Source organism: Dietzia sp. 2505, assembly GCF_040546785.1.
Classification (GTDB): domain Bacteria; phylum Actinomycetota; class Actinomycetes; order Mycobacteriales; family Mycobacteriaceae; genus Dietzia.
In genome coordinates, this window is the sequence record NZ_JBEPON010000006.1 from 124,144 (window position 1) to 138,188 (window position 14,045).

At 67.6% G+C, this 14,045-nt stretch carries 14 protein-coding genes; 7 read left to right on the forward strand and 7 right to left on the reverse strand.

Going from position 1 to position 14,045, the window contains the following annotated elements:
* Positions 1–13 precede the first annotated feature (13 nt).
* On the forward strand, positions 14–604 hold the full coding sequence (locus tag ABIE38_RS12630; RefSeq protein ID WP_354057040.1) for a DUF3558 family protein: 591 nt from the start codon (positions 14–16) through the stop codon (positions 602–604).
* A 167-nt stretch (positions 605–771) separates the two neighbouring features.
* On the forward strand, positions 772–2,520 hold the full coding sequence (locus ABIE38_RS12635; protein ID WP_354056756.1) for a WXG100 family type VII secretion target: 1,749 nt from the start codon (positions 772–774) through the stop codon (positions 2,518–2,520).
* 172 nt (positions 2,521–2,692) lie between these two features.
* Here ABIE38_RS12635 and ABIE38_RS12640 read toward each other — a convergent pair whose 3' ends face one another.
* Positions 2,693–2,914 (reverse strand): hypothetical protein, encoded by a 222-nt coding sequence (locus ABIE38_RS12640; protein WP_354056758.1) that lies wholly within the window; start codon positions 2,912–2,914, stop codon positions 2,693–2,695.
* Positions 2,914–3,939, reverse strand: a complete 1,026-nt coding sequence (locus ABIE38_RS12645; protein WP_354056760.1) for a hypothetical protein — start codon at positions 3,937–3,939, stop codon at positions 2,914–2,916. The genes ABIE38_RS12640 and ABIE38_RS12645 overlap by 1 nt, the downstream gene beginning before the upstream one ends.
* A 211-nt stretch (positions 3,940–4,150) precedes the next feature.
* Between ABIE38_RS12645 and ABIE38_RS12650 the strand changes: the two genes are divergently transcribed.
* Both ABIE38_RS12650 and cynS read left to right on the forward strand, forming a co-directional pair.
* Complete coding sequence (locus ABIE38_RS12650) at positions 4,151–5,014, forward strand: formate/nitrite transporter family protein (RefSeq protein WP_354056762.1); 864 nt, start codon at positions 4,151–4,153, stop codon at positions 5,012–5,014.
* A 44-nt stretch (positions 5,015–5,058) separates the two neighbouring features.
* Positions 5,059–5,508, forward strand: a complete 450-nt coding sequence (cynS, locus tag ABIE38_RS12655) for a cyanase (RefSeq protein ID WP_354056764.1) — start codon at positions 5,059–5,061, stop codon at positions 5,506–5,508.
* An 18-nt stretch (positions 5,509–5,526) separates the two neighbouring features.
* On the opposite strand, the gene ABIE38_RS12660 is transcribed toward cynS, so the two are convergent.
* Both ABIE38_RS12660 and ABIE38_RS12665 read right to left on the reverse strand, forming a co-directional pair.
* Positions 5,527–6,618 carry an NAD(P)H-dependent amine dehydrogenase family protein gene (locus ABIE38_RS12660; protein ID WP_354056766.1) on the reverse strand — a complete coding sequence of 364 codons (1,092 nt, stop codon included), beginning with the start codon at positions 6,616–6,618 and terminating at the stop codon, positions 5,527–5,529.
* 8 nt (positions 6,619–6,626) lie between these two features.
* Complete coding sequence (locus ABIE38_RS12665; RefSeq protein WP_354056768.1) at positions 6,627–7,628, reverse strand: 3-ketosteroid-9-alpha-monooxygenase, oxygenase component; 1,002 nt, start codon at positions 7,626–7,628, stop codon at positions 6,627–6,629.
* 138 nt (positions 7,629–7,766) lie between these two features.
* Here ABIE38_RS12665 and ABIE38_RS12670 point away from each other — a divergent pair, with 138 nt between their 5' ends.
* Positions 7,767–8,429 (forward strand): TetR/AcrR family transcriptional regulator, encoded by a 663-nt coding sequence (locus tag ABIE38_RS12670; RefSeq protein ID WP_354056770.1) that lies wholly within the window; start codon positions 7,767–7,769, stop codon positions 8,427–8,429.
* On the opposite strand, the gene ABIE38_RS12675 is transcribed toward ABIE38_RS12670, so the two are convergent.
* Positions 8,395–8,895 carry an SRPBCC family protein gene (locus ABIE38_RS12675; protein ID WP_354056772.1) on the reverse strand — a complete coding sequence of 167 codons (501 nt, stop codon included), beginning with the start codon at positions 8,893–8,895 and terminating at the stop codon, positions 8,395–8,397. The two genes, ABIE38_RS12670 and ABIE38_RS12675, sit on opposite strands and share 35 nt — an antisense overlap.
* 177 nt (positions 8,896–9,072) lie before the next feature.
* Between ABIE38_RS12675 and resB the strand changes: the two genes are divergently transcribed.
* Both resB and ccsB read left to right on the forward strand, forming a co-directional pair.
* On the forward strand, positions 9,073–10,764 hold the full coding sequence (gene resB, locus ABIE38_RS12680; protein ID WP_354056774.1) for a cytochrome c biogenesis protein ResB: 1,692 nt from the start codon (positions 9,073–9,075) through the stop codon (positions 10,762–10,764).
* Positions 10,761–11,759 carry a c-type cytochrome biogenesis protein CcsB gene (ccsB, locus tag ABIE38_RS12685; protein ID WP_354056776.1) on the forward strand — a complete coding sequence of 333 codons (999 nt, stop codon included), beginning with the start codon at positions 10,761–10,763 and terminating at the stop codon, positions 11,757–11,759. The genes resB and ccsB overlap by 4 nt, the downstream gene beginning before the upstream one ends.
* Before the next feature lie 158 nt (positions 11,760–11,917).
* On the opposite strand, the gene ABIE38_RS12690 is transcribed toward ccsB, so the two are convergent.
* Together ABIE38_RS12690 and ABIE38_RS12695 are read right to left on the reverse strand one after the other, a co-directional pair.
* Positions 11,918–12,322 (reverse strand): hypothetical protein, encoded by a 405-nt coding sequence (locus ABIE38_RS12690; protein WP_354056778.1) that lies wholly within the window; start codon positions 12,320–12,322, stop codon positions 11,918–11,920.
* Positions 12,323–12,352: 30 nt separating this feature from the next.
* The gene (locus tag ABIE38_RS12695) at positions 12,353–13,864 is read right to left on the reverse strand and encodes a sodium:solute symporter family transporter (RefSeq protein ID WP_354056780.1); all 1,512 of its coding nucleotides are present in this window, start codon (positions 13,862–13,864) and stop codon (positions 12,353–12,355) included.
* Positions 13,865–14,045: the final 181 nt, after the last annotated feature.

The following is a 14,045-nucleotide window of genomic DNA, read 5'->3' on the forward strand; positions in this document are numbered from 1 at the left end:
CGTCAAACAGATCGTGGGGACATTAAGAGGACCAGCCGCCGCGCTCGCGGCCTGCGCGGTGATGTCCGCGTGCGGAGTGAGCCAAGACAACGACCAGACGACGACGACGAGCCCAGCGGCCGCCGAACAGACGATCAACCCCTGGGATCTGCCGATCGAGCAACGACCAGCGCTATTCGATCCATGCGTCGAGATTCCCATCGAGGCGGTGGAGCAGGGGGTCGGCGGGCCGGTTGAACCGTCCGAGCAGCTGCACAACCACCGGCCGGGGGAGTTGTTGTCTTGCGGTTGGAAGAACGACGAGGTCCTCTTTGGTGCGCTCACCAGCTGGAAATCGCTTGACGACTATATGGCAGACAGCACTTATGTTCTGGAAAAAAATGTGGTGGAAAATAGGTCTGGGTTTCGAGTTCTCAGTACGACTGACACTGAGTCACACGTCTGCCGCCAGCTCTTTATCACTCCGAGCGGGGTCATATTTGTCAGCTTGGACTTAATAGGGGGATTGAGTTCTTTTAAGGGAGAGTACTTTTCCGACTCATGCGACATTCTCGATCGGGTGCTTGAGCCTATCTTGCCGCGAATCCCAGGAGGGGACTCTTAGTGACTGTCCATCTTGAATCAGACGTCGCAGACGAGTGTGTCGGTTTTTGCGGGACATTCGTCGGAAGTCTCGCGACACTATTGCGAAGCGATGAGTTCGGATTGCAAACGTCAACCCCAGGCGCCTTCGACACCGCCCGCCAGATCGGCACCGTGTATTCGCTATTCGTGGGGGAAGACCTACGAACGCTGCTGAACGGCTACGTCGATCAGGCCAAGGCCATGGCCATGCTCTTCGCCGCGGCCGGCGGGCTGATCGAGGCGCAGGACGAGGCGGTCGCCGCGGCGCTGGGGAAGGCGGCGCAGGAGCCGGCCGGGCTGCAGAGCCTGGGATTGATGGGCTCCCTCGGGTCGACCCTCATGATGCTGGACGCCGCCGAGGGGCTAAGTGCGCCGCGCGGGTATGACCGCGTCGGGCCCGAGGAGGTATCGGGAGCGCCGCTGGCGAAGATGGTCTCCGGGGCGCAGGCTCTGGATCCCGCGCAGTTCCAGCAGGTTCGGGATCGGGTCAGCACCGTCGCGACAAGCCTCCACACAGCGGCAGCCAACCTGCGAAGCGGCCTGGGCAACGCACTGGGCAGCCAGTGGCAGGGTGAGTTCGCTACTCAAGCCAGCACCTCGGTGGGATCGTTCACCGAATCGGTAGACAGACTGGCTACGGTCCTCGAAGAAGTGGCCAGCAAGGCGAGCACCGCCGAAGACGGTTTCAGCACCACCAAGTCTCGGATCGGCGAGGAGTCCGCAACGCTCCAGGCCGCCCAGGTCAACACCCCGGGCTACGGCTACGTCCACGGCCCTCCGACCCTCGAATCCGCCGCCGCGATGGCCGCAGCACAGGAAGCCGCCGAAGAACAGGCACGAGCGATCGTCAACACGGTCTACAGTCCCGCCGTGATGGACGCCAACCTCGCCGACCTGGACATACCCAGCCCGTACCGCGTCATCGCGACGTCGGCGCTGGGTGGCGCGAGTGGGCTCGACCTGGTCTCGGCGTGGAACGTGGACGGAGTGGTGCGACCCGCTGGTCCGGCCGCGCCCGGCCAAGCCGCCCTCGCCGCCGCCGGGGGAGGGGAGAACCCGGCAGGAAACGTCGCGGTGGGCGGAGGCGCTGTCACGGGGGCGACGACGACGAGCCTGCCCGCCGCAGTCGACGCCCCCACCGAGCAGGCGCTTCTGGCCTCGCGGAACGGCGCAGTCGACGGCGGGGGAGCAATGGCCGGCGCCGCCGGACAGACAGGTGCGGGCGGTGCGAACGCGGGCACTACACCTGCAGCTGGCGTGAACGCATCGACCCATGCTGCTGCCACACCGTTCGCCCCGATCACGGGACCGAACGGGCAGCCGATAGGAGCAGGCGGGGGCACCGCGGGAGCGCGGGGGATCCGCAACGGAACCCAGCGCGATCGCGGCTTCGGTGCCGCTGCCGGAATGCTCGGCGGCGGTGCCGGGACGGCCGGAGCAGGAGCCGGGGCGGCCAGGATGGGTGGCGCAGGAACCCTGGCGGGCTTCGGGAGCCCGGGCGGTTTCGGAGCCGGCGGACCGACTTCAGGAGCGCCGGGGGCCGGCGCCATGTCGGCAGGCCCGGGGGCTGCGGGAACACCGGCGGGGGCGTTCTCGTCGTCGTCGAACGGTGGTTCCCAGGCCAGCCGTGCAGGGATGATGCCGATGGGCATGATGGGCGCGGCGGGGACCGGCCAGAACGAAGGTCGGCGCGGCCACACGCCGGCCGGGTACCTGACCAACGCCACCAACACCTCGGAGATCACCGGGGAACCGGTCAAGGTCGCTCCAGCAGTCCTGGGGCGGAAGCCTCTGAAGCAAGCTGACCTCGGTGCACAGCCGGCGGAGCTGCAGGAGGCCTATTCGCCCCAGGTGATTGGCCGAAAGCTCACCGCGGGTCGCGCCGAGCCCGAGTAGTGCCGAGCCCGGGCGGCGAAGTACAGAGCCCGGGCGGCGCCAGTTCCCGGGCAGCACCGATCGCGGATAGCAGGGCCCAGGTGTGCTGACTCCCCGATGATCGCAGGGAGAGGGGTGGCGGGGCCGGCCGAGAGGCGACGATCCGTTTCGGCTCAGGAGTGAGGTGGACTGCTCATCCGGCGAAACCCCACGCCTCACAGAGGCGCATGACCAGCTCGTATCCCAACACTCCGACTATGACGATGACGCTCCAGTACACACCGTGTCGTCCGAAGTCGTCGCGTCGCCAACTGGTGATTAATCGCTGCTTGATGTCTGCCCACCGGGAAAAAGGCACCTCGTCGTTCGTCGGATCGTGGTCGCTTCCAGCGCTCATGCTGTCGTTCCGGGTCATCAGTTTCCCCCCTCTCCTGTCGTGTCGTCTGGGTGGCTGTGGTCCGCTGTATCCGCGGAATCCCTCCGCACCACCGCGTCGTAGGCCCTGTCCACGGCCTCCTCTCCGAGCCACGCGCCGACCCCGGCTCCAATCCCGGCCCCGACGAATGTCCCTACTGGCCCGAGAAACGATCCCGCGGCTGCTCCCGCCATCGCCCCGCCAGCCAACCCGCCACCGAAAGCCCCGGCAGTTTCCGCAGCAGCCTCGAGGGCAGTGGTCTCTCCGCTGGCATACCCCGTAACCCCCTCGTACGCGGTGAACCCCCCGCCCACGGGCCCGGCGAGCCGGCCGGCTCCCCGAAGCAGCCCGGCGGCCCGACGCCCCGCCTCATCCGGCATCGGATTGAGTTTGTGTCTGCCCCTGGTCTCGGGGTCGTGCTCGTCCGCGAGAGCAGACGCCCCTTCCCTCACGGCCCCGCTACCCGCAGTGATGGCGGTTCCCAGAGCCCCAGCATCCGGCCCCGGGATAGGCGCCCTGTCCACCTCCGGCGGTATCGCCCGATGCATCATCCCGGCGATGGCGTCGATCTCCCGGCCGTAGTGCTGATCCAACGACCCGACGGTGGCCAACGCCTGGCCGAGCGCCTCGACATGCCCGTCGACGACCTCCTGGGTGACCTCGTCGCGGCCTGGAGCCGGTCCCACGGAGTCCTCGCCCACCACGAGCCCGGCGGCCTCGGCCTCGATGATCCGGTCACGAACCGCCTGCACCGCCGGCCCCACCGCGGCGGCGGCCCGGGAGAGGGCGTCGGCCAGTTCCCCGAGCCCGTCCGCGAGCTTGGTGACGTGCACCTTCTCGCCCTCCGCGGCGTCCAGGACCGCATCGGCTGCCACGCCGTCCCAGCCCACGTCCAGCGCTGAGCGCCCGGCGGCCAGAGCCGTCCGGGCCTCGGCAGTCAGTGCCTCCCGCTCCGCGACGGCAGACCTCGCCGTCGTCACGCCCCCGGCATCCCACCGTCTGACCCGGCCGATCGTGTACCCCACACCGGTCCTCTCTCCCGCGCCGTCACAGTGTCTGACGGTCCGACGGCACGTTCGGTTCCACCGCGGGCCGAACTCGCACCTCACCGTGCGGATGGTGCGAGGTGAGGGCTCGGTTACCGGTGCGCGGTCCGGGGTAACGACCGCGTCACAAAGCTCGGCCACACTCACCCCGGTACGCCCGCACGCCCGCCGCACAGCTGGAGGCAACGAAGTGTCTTACGTCCAACCCTCGGATTTCACCCGCGCGATGATCGACGCCGGAGCGAGCAAGGTCCGCATGTCCACGCGTGACACACTCATCCGGAGCTTCATGGCGGGAGCCATCCTGGGCCTGGCCGCCGCGTTCGCCATCACCGTCACGGTCCAGACCGGCAGCGCGCTCCTCGGGGCGGTTCTCTTCCCCGTCGGCTTCATCCTGCTGTACCTGCTGGGTTTCGACCTGCTGACCGGGGTGTTCACGCTCGTCCCACTGGCCCTGCTGGACAAGCGCAAGGGGGTCACGGTCCGGGGCATGCTCCGGAACTGGGGCCTGGTCTTCCTGGGCAACTTCGCCGGCGCCCTCACCGTGGCGTTCCTCATCGCCTTCATCACCACCTACGGGTTCAACATCGCCCCGGACGAGGTCGGACAGCGACTCGGCGAGATCGGTGAGTCACGGACCCTGGGGTATGCCGAGCACGGGGCGGCCGGGATGCTGACGCTGTTCTTCCGCGGCGTGCTGTGCAACTGGATGGTCTCGACGGGCGTAGTGGCGGCGATGATGTCCACCAGCGTGAGCGGCAAGGCGCTGACCATGTGGATGCCCGTGATGCTGTTCTTCTACATGGGATTCGAGCACTCGGTGGTCAACATGTTCCTGTTCCCGACCGGCCTGATGCTCGGCGGCGAGTTCTCGCTGGCCGACTACCTGGTGTGGAACGAGATCCCCACCGTCATCGGCAACCTCGTCGGCGGGCTCTGCTTTGTGGGGCTGACCCTCTACGTCACCCACGCGCGCACCAAGGCGCAGCGGCCGCTGCCGGAAGAGCCGGCCGAGCGCGACCCAAAGGCAGACCGCGAGCCCGCCTCGGTCTGAATGATCTGCCGAGACCCATACGACCCCATCCGAGAGGAACCCCGATGACCCCCATCATGGCCAAGCAGGACGCCGCGGCACACGTGGACTCCGCCCGCATCCGTCAGGGACGCACCTGGGCAGAATTGGCCGATCACCTGGGCGCACCGCTGGTGTGGACCACGGCGGCTCTGCTGGGCCAACACCCGATGTCCGCCGAGCAGGCGCGGTCGGTGTGCGAACTCCTCGGTCTGGACGAGGCCGTGGCGGAGAGCCTGGCTCTGCAGCCGAGCCGCGGAACTCCGCCGGAGGTGATGGCCGACCCGACGATCTACCGGTTCACCGAGGCGCTGTCGGTGTACGGGCCGGCGCTCAAGGCACTGATCCATGAGGAGTTCGGCGACGGGATCATGAGCGCCATCAATTTCACGGTGGACTTCTCCAGGCGCCCGGACCCCGACGGCGACCGCGTGGTGATCACCCTGGACGGAAAGTTCCTCGACTACCGCTGGTGACGGCCAGCCCCGGGACCGCTACCTCGCAAACCTGCCGGCGAACGTCCGCAGCGGCAGATCCGCGCTGGTGACGACCCCGGCGGGCGCGGCGATGACCGACCTGATGGAGTTGAGCGCGGGCAGCCCGGTCACTGTCATGCCGATGGACGCGAAATTCTCTGGATCGGAGAGGTCGACGCCGGGAGCGGGGAAGATCATGTGCTTGTTGTAGATCTGCGGGTCGCCCTTGATCATCGTGATGTAGCACCCCTTGATGTCCCACTTGGGGTCGGTCAGTGGCGTCATCTGCCACTCGAGGTGGGTCTCGATCCGCGACACCCCGTCGACCATCCCCAGGTACTTGATGTAGCTCCCGCCGAGAGAGCCCTTGGGCAGCTGGTACCAGCCCAGGTCGACGTCCTCGGTGCAGGCGCCCAGCTCGCAGTCGAACACCACCTCGTCCAGTTCGAGGTCGAACGCGTCGGCCATCATGTACACCGAGTCCGCGAACACCTCGGTGTACTTCCGCAGCATCCCCGGCAGTGCGGGATCGTCGACGGGCCTGCCGTAGCCGACCTCCTTCCACGTGTCGGCGGAGTGGTGGCAGGACACATCCACGGACTCGATCGTGGTGACGTTCTCGATGTCCGCCACGTCGGCCGAGGCGACGATGCCGAGGATCTGGTTGAGGCCCGGGTTCATGCCGGTTCCGTAGAAGGTCGCGCCGCCGGACTTCGCGGCCTCGTCCAGGATCGCCCGCCACGACCGGCCGGACGGGTGCGGGTGGTTGAGGTCGCGGTGGTGGCCGGTGATCCAGTCGGCGGTCGTGACGATGTTGATCCCCGCCTCGAGGACCTGCAGGTAGAGGTCCTCGTCGGGAAAGACGCCGTGGAACGTCACCACGTCCGGCCGGGCCGCGACGATCTCCTCGACGGTGCCGGTCGCGACCACTCCGATGGGCGCGATGCCGGCGAGCTCGCCCACGTCCCGGCCGACCTTCTCGGGCGTGTAGCAGTGGACGCCCACGAGTTCGAGGTCCGGGTGGGCGCCGATCCGCTTGATCATCTCGCTGCCGACGTTGCCGGTGGCGACCTGGAACACGCGGGCGGGCTCGCTGGTGCTGCTGGTCATCTGAGGTGTCACCTTTCGGGGAGTGGATGATCGGGATAGAACTGGGTGGCCCACTGGCGCAGCGCGGTGAACCCCTCGTACTCGCCGGGAGCGAGCGCGGCGGGGTCGGAGTACTTCTGGTGCTTCCAGATGGCGAGGTCGGCCTCGAACTGCTCGATCACGCCACGGCCGTGCCTGGCCGCGCGATCGGCGGACTCGTCGTCGTCCAGGTCCGGTCGCCGGCGGATCCAGACGGAGAACCGCACGTCACAGGTCTCGTCGTCGACGGGGGTGACGCAGGTCGCGGTGCGGTTGTCGACCATGCCGTGGCTCCGGGTGACGGCGACCCCCAGCCCGCCGTTGATGGCCTCGACCCCGCTGTCGACCTCCTCGATCGACCCCGGTGAACCCTCGAACGCGATCGTGAAATCGACGTAGGAGACCGGCTCGTCGAAGTCCTGCCTGGTGAAGACCGGGATGATCGGCACCTTGTGGACGAACTCGAAGTGCGCGAAGTCGACCCCGTTCTCCAGGACGTACTGCGGATGGAGCTGCAGCCGCTCCTCGAAGAGCATGGTCCGCGGATGGCACGGGTGGTAGTCCTCGGCGCGCGTGCCGTCGTCCCAGCTGGTGAAGACGTCGGGAACGTCGAAATACGGCTCGCGGCCCTCGAGGTCGTGCCAGATGTAGATCGATTCGTTCCGCTCGACCACCGGGTAGGTCCTGATTTTGCGGCCGAGGTTCGGGCGGTCCGCGTAGGGAATGGCGGTGTTGCGCCCGTCCGGGTTCCACTGCCAGCCGTGGAAGGGGCACTGGATGGTCTCGTCGACGACGGTGCCACCGTGGCCGAGATGGGCGCCGAGGTGTTTGCAGTACGCGTCCATGACGGTGACCCGGCCGGATCGGCTCCGCCACGCCACCAGGTCCTCCCCGAACGCGGTGACCCGGTGGACGTGCCCGACCGGGACCTCTGCGGACCACGCCACCTGGAACCAGCCCGTCGGCGTCATGGGGAGCGGGGGCTTGGGCATCGGCGGACTCCATCCTTCGGTCGAACTCTGGTCGAACGGCGCACTCTGCTCGAACGCCGATCTCTGTCGAATCAGCCGGGTGCGGCAACCGCCGTCCACGGAAACAGAATGGCGATTCTGCGAAGGTAGCATCGAGCCGTGGAGGCCACAGGGATTACGACGACGACGACGACGAGGACCGGCGACCGTGAGGAGAGGCTCCACGGCTACCGCCAGCAGATCCTCCGCGCCGCGGAGCGCGAGTTCGGCAAGGCCGGGTTCACCGCCACCCCGATGAACGCGATCGCGGCCACCGCCGGACTCTCGCTGGCCACCGTGTACAAGTCCTTCTCCGGCAAGGCAGAGATCTGGGACGCCCTGCACCGCACGCGGATGGACGCCCTGCTGGAGGCCGTGCGCGAGGCCGACTCCGGGGAGCCGGGGCTTGAGCGCCTGCTCACCGGGCTGCGTCGGGTCTTCCTCTTCCTGGCGGCGCACCCCGCCTACCTCGAGATGAACCTCCGGGCCGGTGGGGGATGGGCGAGCAGCGTGGAGGGCGGCCACGGGATCCAGCGCACGGTGTGGAGCTCGGGGCTCGAGGTGATCGCCGCCGGGATGCAGGCCGCGGCGGACCGGGGGGAGCTCGCCGGCCTCGATCCCCGCATCGCCGCGGGGATGGCGATCTCCGCCCTCCAGGTCTGGCTGTCCGAGTGGGTGGCGTCGGCGCGCGCCGAGGATCCGGAGGTGCTCGTCGACGACATGACGCGGCGGCTGCGCCTGCTGTTGACTAGCCCGGATACCTCTCGGCCGCCAGGGCGCTGAGCCGCTTCAGGAAGCGGCGGAATAGCAGGTTCATCACCGGCCGGACCGCGGCGATCGACAGGGTGGTCACCGCGTTGCCGTGCATCGCCAGCGTCCACGTGAGTCGGCAGCCACCCTCGGTGGGCACGATGTCGTAGGCCTCGGCGAAGGCGTGGATCCCCTTGGTGGAGCTGGCATTGAACCGGAATGCCATCCGGCGCCCCGGCTCCCACGCCAGGAACTCCTCCTCGCCGACCATGCCGCCGAGCATGTGGACGGTGCGGGTGGTGCCCACGCCGAACGGGGGCTCGCTGGTCCAGACCACCTTGGTGATCACGCCCGCCCAGCGCGGCCACGAGTCGGCGTCGACAAAGATCTCGAACAGCTGCTGCGGCGAGGCGGGGATCGCCACGCTGTTGGTGAAGCGGAACCGGGCGGTGTCGGTGTAGTCGACGTCCACCGGTTCGCAGGGGTGCATGGTCGGCATCGCCGCTCCTCTCGTCTGGCCCCGGAGATCCGTGGCCCCGAGGGTAGGACACGTTCTCGCCCGGCGGGTCCGTCAGGGGAGCGAGCCCTCACAGAAACCGCTCAGGAGCCCCCGACTAGCCTGGGTCCAAACCGGCGCCGCGACAGAACGGCGCGTCGCGAACCGCAGATGGACCCCATGCCAGAGCCCAGAACCGCCGCCGCCCGCTCCACGCTGGGCACCGTCACCGCTTTCCTCCGCAACTCATGGCGCACCCTCACCGCCATGCGCACGGCGTTGATCCTGTTGTTCCTGCTCGCGGTGGCGGCGATCCCGGGCGCGCTCCTGCCCCAGCGCAGCCTCAACGAGGGCAACGTCAACGACTACATCGCCGAGAGCGGCTGGCTGGGCGAGTTCTACGACCGCCTGCAGCTGTTCGACGTGTTCTCCAGCTGGTGGTTCACCGCCATCTACGTCCTGCTGTTCGTCTCGCTGATCGGCTGCCTCACCCCACGCTGCTTCGAGCTGGTCAGGCAGTTGCGCACGCCCCCACCGCTCACGCCCCGCAACCTCTCGCGTCTGCCCCACCACGCCGCGTACCGCACCACGGCCTCGCCCGAGCAGGCCGCCGACCAGGTGCAGTCCCAGCTCAAGGGCTGGCGGGTGCGGCGCAATGACGGCGACGGCCGCGTCCCCGGCACCATCGAGCTCTCCTCCGAGCGCGGATACACGCGCGAGGTGGGCAACATCGTCTTCCACTTCGGCCTCCTGGCCCTGCTCATCATGTTCGCGGCGGGGAAGTTCGTCTACGCCGAGGGCATGCGGGTGATCATCGCCAACGCCGAATCGCCCGCCTTCTGCAACACCACCCCCAGCGCCTATGACACGTTCCGCGCGGGAATCCTGGTCGACGGCACCGATCTCGAGCAGTTCTGCATCAAGATCGAGGACTTCCGCGCCGACTACCTGCCCAACGGCCAGGCCGAGATGTTCACCTCCAACGTGCGGTTCACCGAGGAGGTCGAGACGACCGATCCGCAGACGTGGGAGCCGTACGAGATGCGTGTCAACCACCCGCTGCGCGTGGGCTCGACCCGTGTCTACCTGCAGGGCCACGGTTTCGCGCCCACCTTCACGGTCACGTTCCCGAACGGCGAGACCCGGACGGACACCCAGCACTGGCAGCCCACCGAGCTCCAGACGTTCTTGTCGTCGGGCATCATGCGCTTCGACCCGCCGGCCGGCATGTACCCGGATCTGATGGAGCGGCGTACGCAGCAGATCGCGGTGCAGGGCCTGTTCGCGCCCACGGCGTCGTTCGACGGAACCCTCCTGAGCTCGCGCTTCCCGAACATGGACGACCCGGCCGTGGCGATCGACGTCTACCAGGGCGACGCCGGCCTCGACACCGGCCGTCCGCAGTCGGTCTTCTCGCTGGACTCGGACCTCATCGAGTCCGGCGCCCTCGAACGCCAGGCGCGCGTCAACCTCTTCCCCGGCGAATCCACCACCCTGCCCGACGGCACTGAGGTCCGTTTCGACGGCGCCGAGGAGTTCATCAACATCCAGGTCTCCGAAGACCCCACTCAGCTCTGGGTGGGTGTCTCCGCAGCGGTGATGATGGCCGGGTTGATCCTGAGCCTGATGGTGCGGCGCCGGAGGATCTGGGCGCGGGTGTCTGTCGACGACGCAGGCGTGACCCGCGTCGACCTGGGGGGACTTGCCCGGACGGACCGGATGGGCTGGGGTTCGGAGTTCGACGACCTCCGGGACCGGCTGGTCGCCGCGGCGGCCGTCACACCCGTCTTGCCCGAGGAACCCGACTCGGGACACACTGCAACCAGTCGCGGCACCGCCGGCGACGCTCCGCGGAAGGACGACACCCGGTGAACTCTCTGATACTCGCCCAGGGCCTGCCCATCGACGAGACCCTCTCGACGTACAGCGACCTGGCGTTTCGCACGTCGTTCGCCATCTATGTCCTGGCGCTGATCGCCTCGCTGATCTACTACGCCGGCTTCCGGGTGGAGAAGGTCTCGCCGAGGCAGCTCGCCGGGGCCGGCGGGCCGGGGCTCACCGAGTCCACGTCTCTCACCGACACCGGCGACGAGGACCGCGCGTCCGCGGGCAACGTGCGCTGGGCGCGGATCGCCCAGCTGTTCGTCACGATCGCCTTCGTGTTCAGCGCGTCCTCGCTGGTGCTCCGCGGGCTGGCGACCGACCGGTTCCCCCTGGGCAACATGTACGAGTTCATCCTGGCCACCACCGTGCTCGCGGTGGGCACGGGACTGGTGTTCCTGCGCAAGCCCGCGTTGCAGGTGGCGTGGCCGTTCGTCCTGGTCCCGGTGTTGCTGCTGCTGTTCTTCGGTGGGACGCACCTGTACTCCGAGGCCGCTCCGGTGGTGCCCGCACTGCGCTCGTACTGGCTGCCGATCCACGTGACGATCATCTCGTTGGGCTCGGGCATCCTGCTCATCCCGGGCGTCGTGTCGATCATGTATCTGTTGCGCGTGTGGCAGCCGCAGGGGCAGGAGAAGGGGTGGGCCACGCGACTGACCCGGCCGCTGCCCGCCGCCGAGACCCTGGACCGGTTGGCGTACCGCACCACGGTGATCGGCTTCCCGATCTTCAGCGTGGGCATCCTGCTCGGGGCGGTCTGGGCCGAGAGCGCGTGGGGCCGCTTCTGGGGCTGGGATCCCAAGGAGACCGCGTCGTTCATCTCCTGGGTGCTCTACGCCGGGTACCTCCACGCACGCGCGACCAGCGGCTGGGGCCCCAAGAAGGCGGCGTGGATCAACATCGCGGGCTTCGCGGTGCTGGCGTTCAACCTCTTCTTCATCAACATCGTGGTCTCGGGCCTGCACTCCTACGCCGGCCTGAACTGACCCCGTCTCGCTCCGCCGGGCATCTGCGCGAGCGGTGTCGCCCTCCGGTCGTCGAACGACGAGTGCCCCACCTCTGTCGAGGTGGGGCACTCGCATTCCGGCGGTCCCCGAGTCACCGGGGCTCGCACCCGGGGGTCGAGCAGTAGCTGTCGCCGACCTCAGCTCGCGAGGGTCGGTGCGTCCCGCGTGAGATCGTGCATCAGCCATGACTTGTGCACGGCCGCGTACAACAGTGGAGCACCGACTGCCGTGAGCGGCCAGATCATGTAGACGAAGATCGCGGTCGACACCGGGAGTCCGCCCAGCATTCCGTCGGAGCCGAGCGCGAACTGGGCGGCGACGAACAGTCCTGCCAGGACGGCACAGAAGGCGACGATCATCGTCAGGTTCGCCGGGTGCCAGGCTCCGTCGAGACTGAGCGAGCCCATGAGCATGAACGCGACCGTGAGTAGCGGGACCGCGTAGTAGACCGCATGCCAGATGTCGAAGAGGGAGCCGAGAGCGGTCCCCAGCGACGCGATGCCGATGACGAGCACCAGGACGTCAGTTCTGTCGAGCTTCATATCGATACCTCGTGATTCTTCTCGTCGGAGTCAGTGGGCCGCTGGGGACGCGGCGGGTTCGGAGGTGCTCGCGGTTCCGCCGGGGTCGGGGGTGTAGGCGAGAACGAACAATTCCTGGTCCCGCTTGGAGGGTGCCACCACGGAGATGACCAGGAACAGCACCACGGAGAGCGAGATGATGGTCGCTCCGTCCTGCATGTACTCCGGGACGGTAATGAGTTCCTCGCGCGCGAGAACGGTCAGGGCGAGGTTGCCGAGGATGCCGAAGGTGACCGCGATGATCGTGGCGAGGCCCGTCGCCCGCTTCCAGAAGATCCCGATCACCACCGGGGCGAAGATCGCCGAGGCGAACGCCGCCCAACCGATCGCCCCGAGGAGGAACACGACCTGGGTGAGGTAGAGGGCGAACACGAGGGAGCAGGCCACGACGAAGGCGCTGGCCAGGCGATACCAGAGGAGCTCGCGCCGCAGGATCTTGCCGAGCGACCCCATCAGATCCCGCGTGAGAGCGGAGGCGCCGATGGTGATGAACGAGCTCGCACTGGACATGATCGCGGCGAGCAGTCCTGCAAGGGCGAAGCCCGCGAAGGTCGTGTTGGTCATGTTGTCGAGGAACCATGTGGTGGTGTTGTCGTAGTTGTCGAACCCCGGGGCGCGACCCTCGATCGTGAGCGCGCGTGTTGCCAGGCCGATACCGAGGGCGAACAGTGCGGTGATCGAGTACCCGACTGCGGCGACGAGTGCTCCCCAGCGCAGCTCGGAGGCGTTCCGGAGCATGAGGAACTTGGTCGCCAGCTGTGGCTGTGCAGCGCCACCGAGGATGGCCAGATAAACGAACCCGAAGATCCAGCCCATGCTCTGAGTCCCGTCGACCTGCAGGAACGAGGGGTCGCTCTGAGCGATCGTGTTGAGCATGGAGCTCCAACCACCCACCGTGCTCGTCGCCACGAAGAACGCGATGAGTGACATGCCGATCATGAGCAGCCCCTGGATGAGGTCTGTCCAGATCGCCGCGAGCATGCCGCCGGCGATGGTGTAGGCGGCGACGACCGCGGCGCCGATCATCGCGCCGGTCGCGATCTCGATGTCGAAGATCAGCGCCATGATGACGCCCATCGCCGTGATCTGGGAGGTCATGTAGGCGACGGAACCCACGAAGATCGCGATGGACATCGCGAAGTGCGCCCCGCGACTCTTGTACCTGATCCGGATGATGTCCGGGATCGAGTGCACGTCGTGCACCCTGGCGATTTTGTAGAGGCGTGCGCCGAGAAGGAACCAGGCGAGCGCGAACGCGAGGGGGACGAGAAGTGCGGCGGCGACGATGGCCTGGATCCCCCAGGCATTGGTGTTCGACGTGTGGCCGATCATGCCGAAACCGCTCTGGATCGACGAGAACGAGGCGATGGCCATGACGAAGAAGCCGAGCGTCTGGCCCGCGACCAGGAAGTCCTTCGAACTCTTGACCCGCCTGTTGGCCCAGTAGCCGATCGCGAACATCGCGATGAAGTAGACGATCACGATCGCCAGGACTGTTGTCATTGTCCGATCCCCAATCTGGATGGGTAGGTGGCCCGCACCGAGGTGAGTTGGCCTGAAGAAGGTGAGTGAGCACCGGCTAAGAAGGCCTCTGAACAGCCATACTACCGAGTATCTCGCCCATTAATGTGGGACGCGCCACACTATAGCGCACGATTCTCGACCGTCAAGAGGGGTGTTCGGG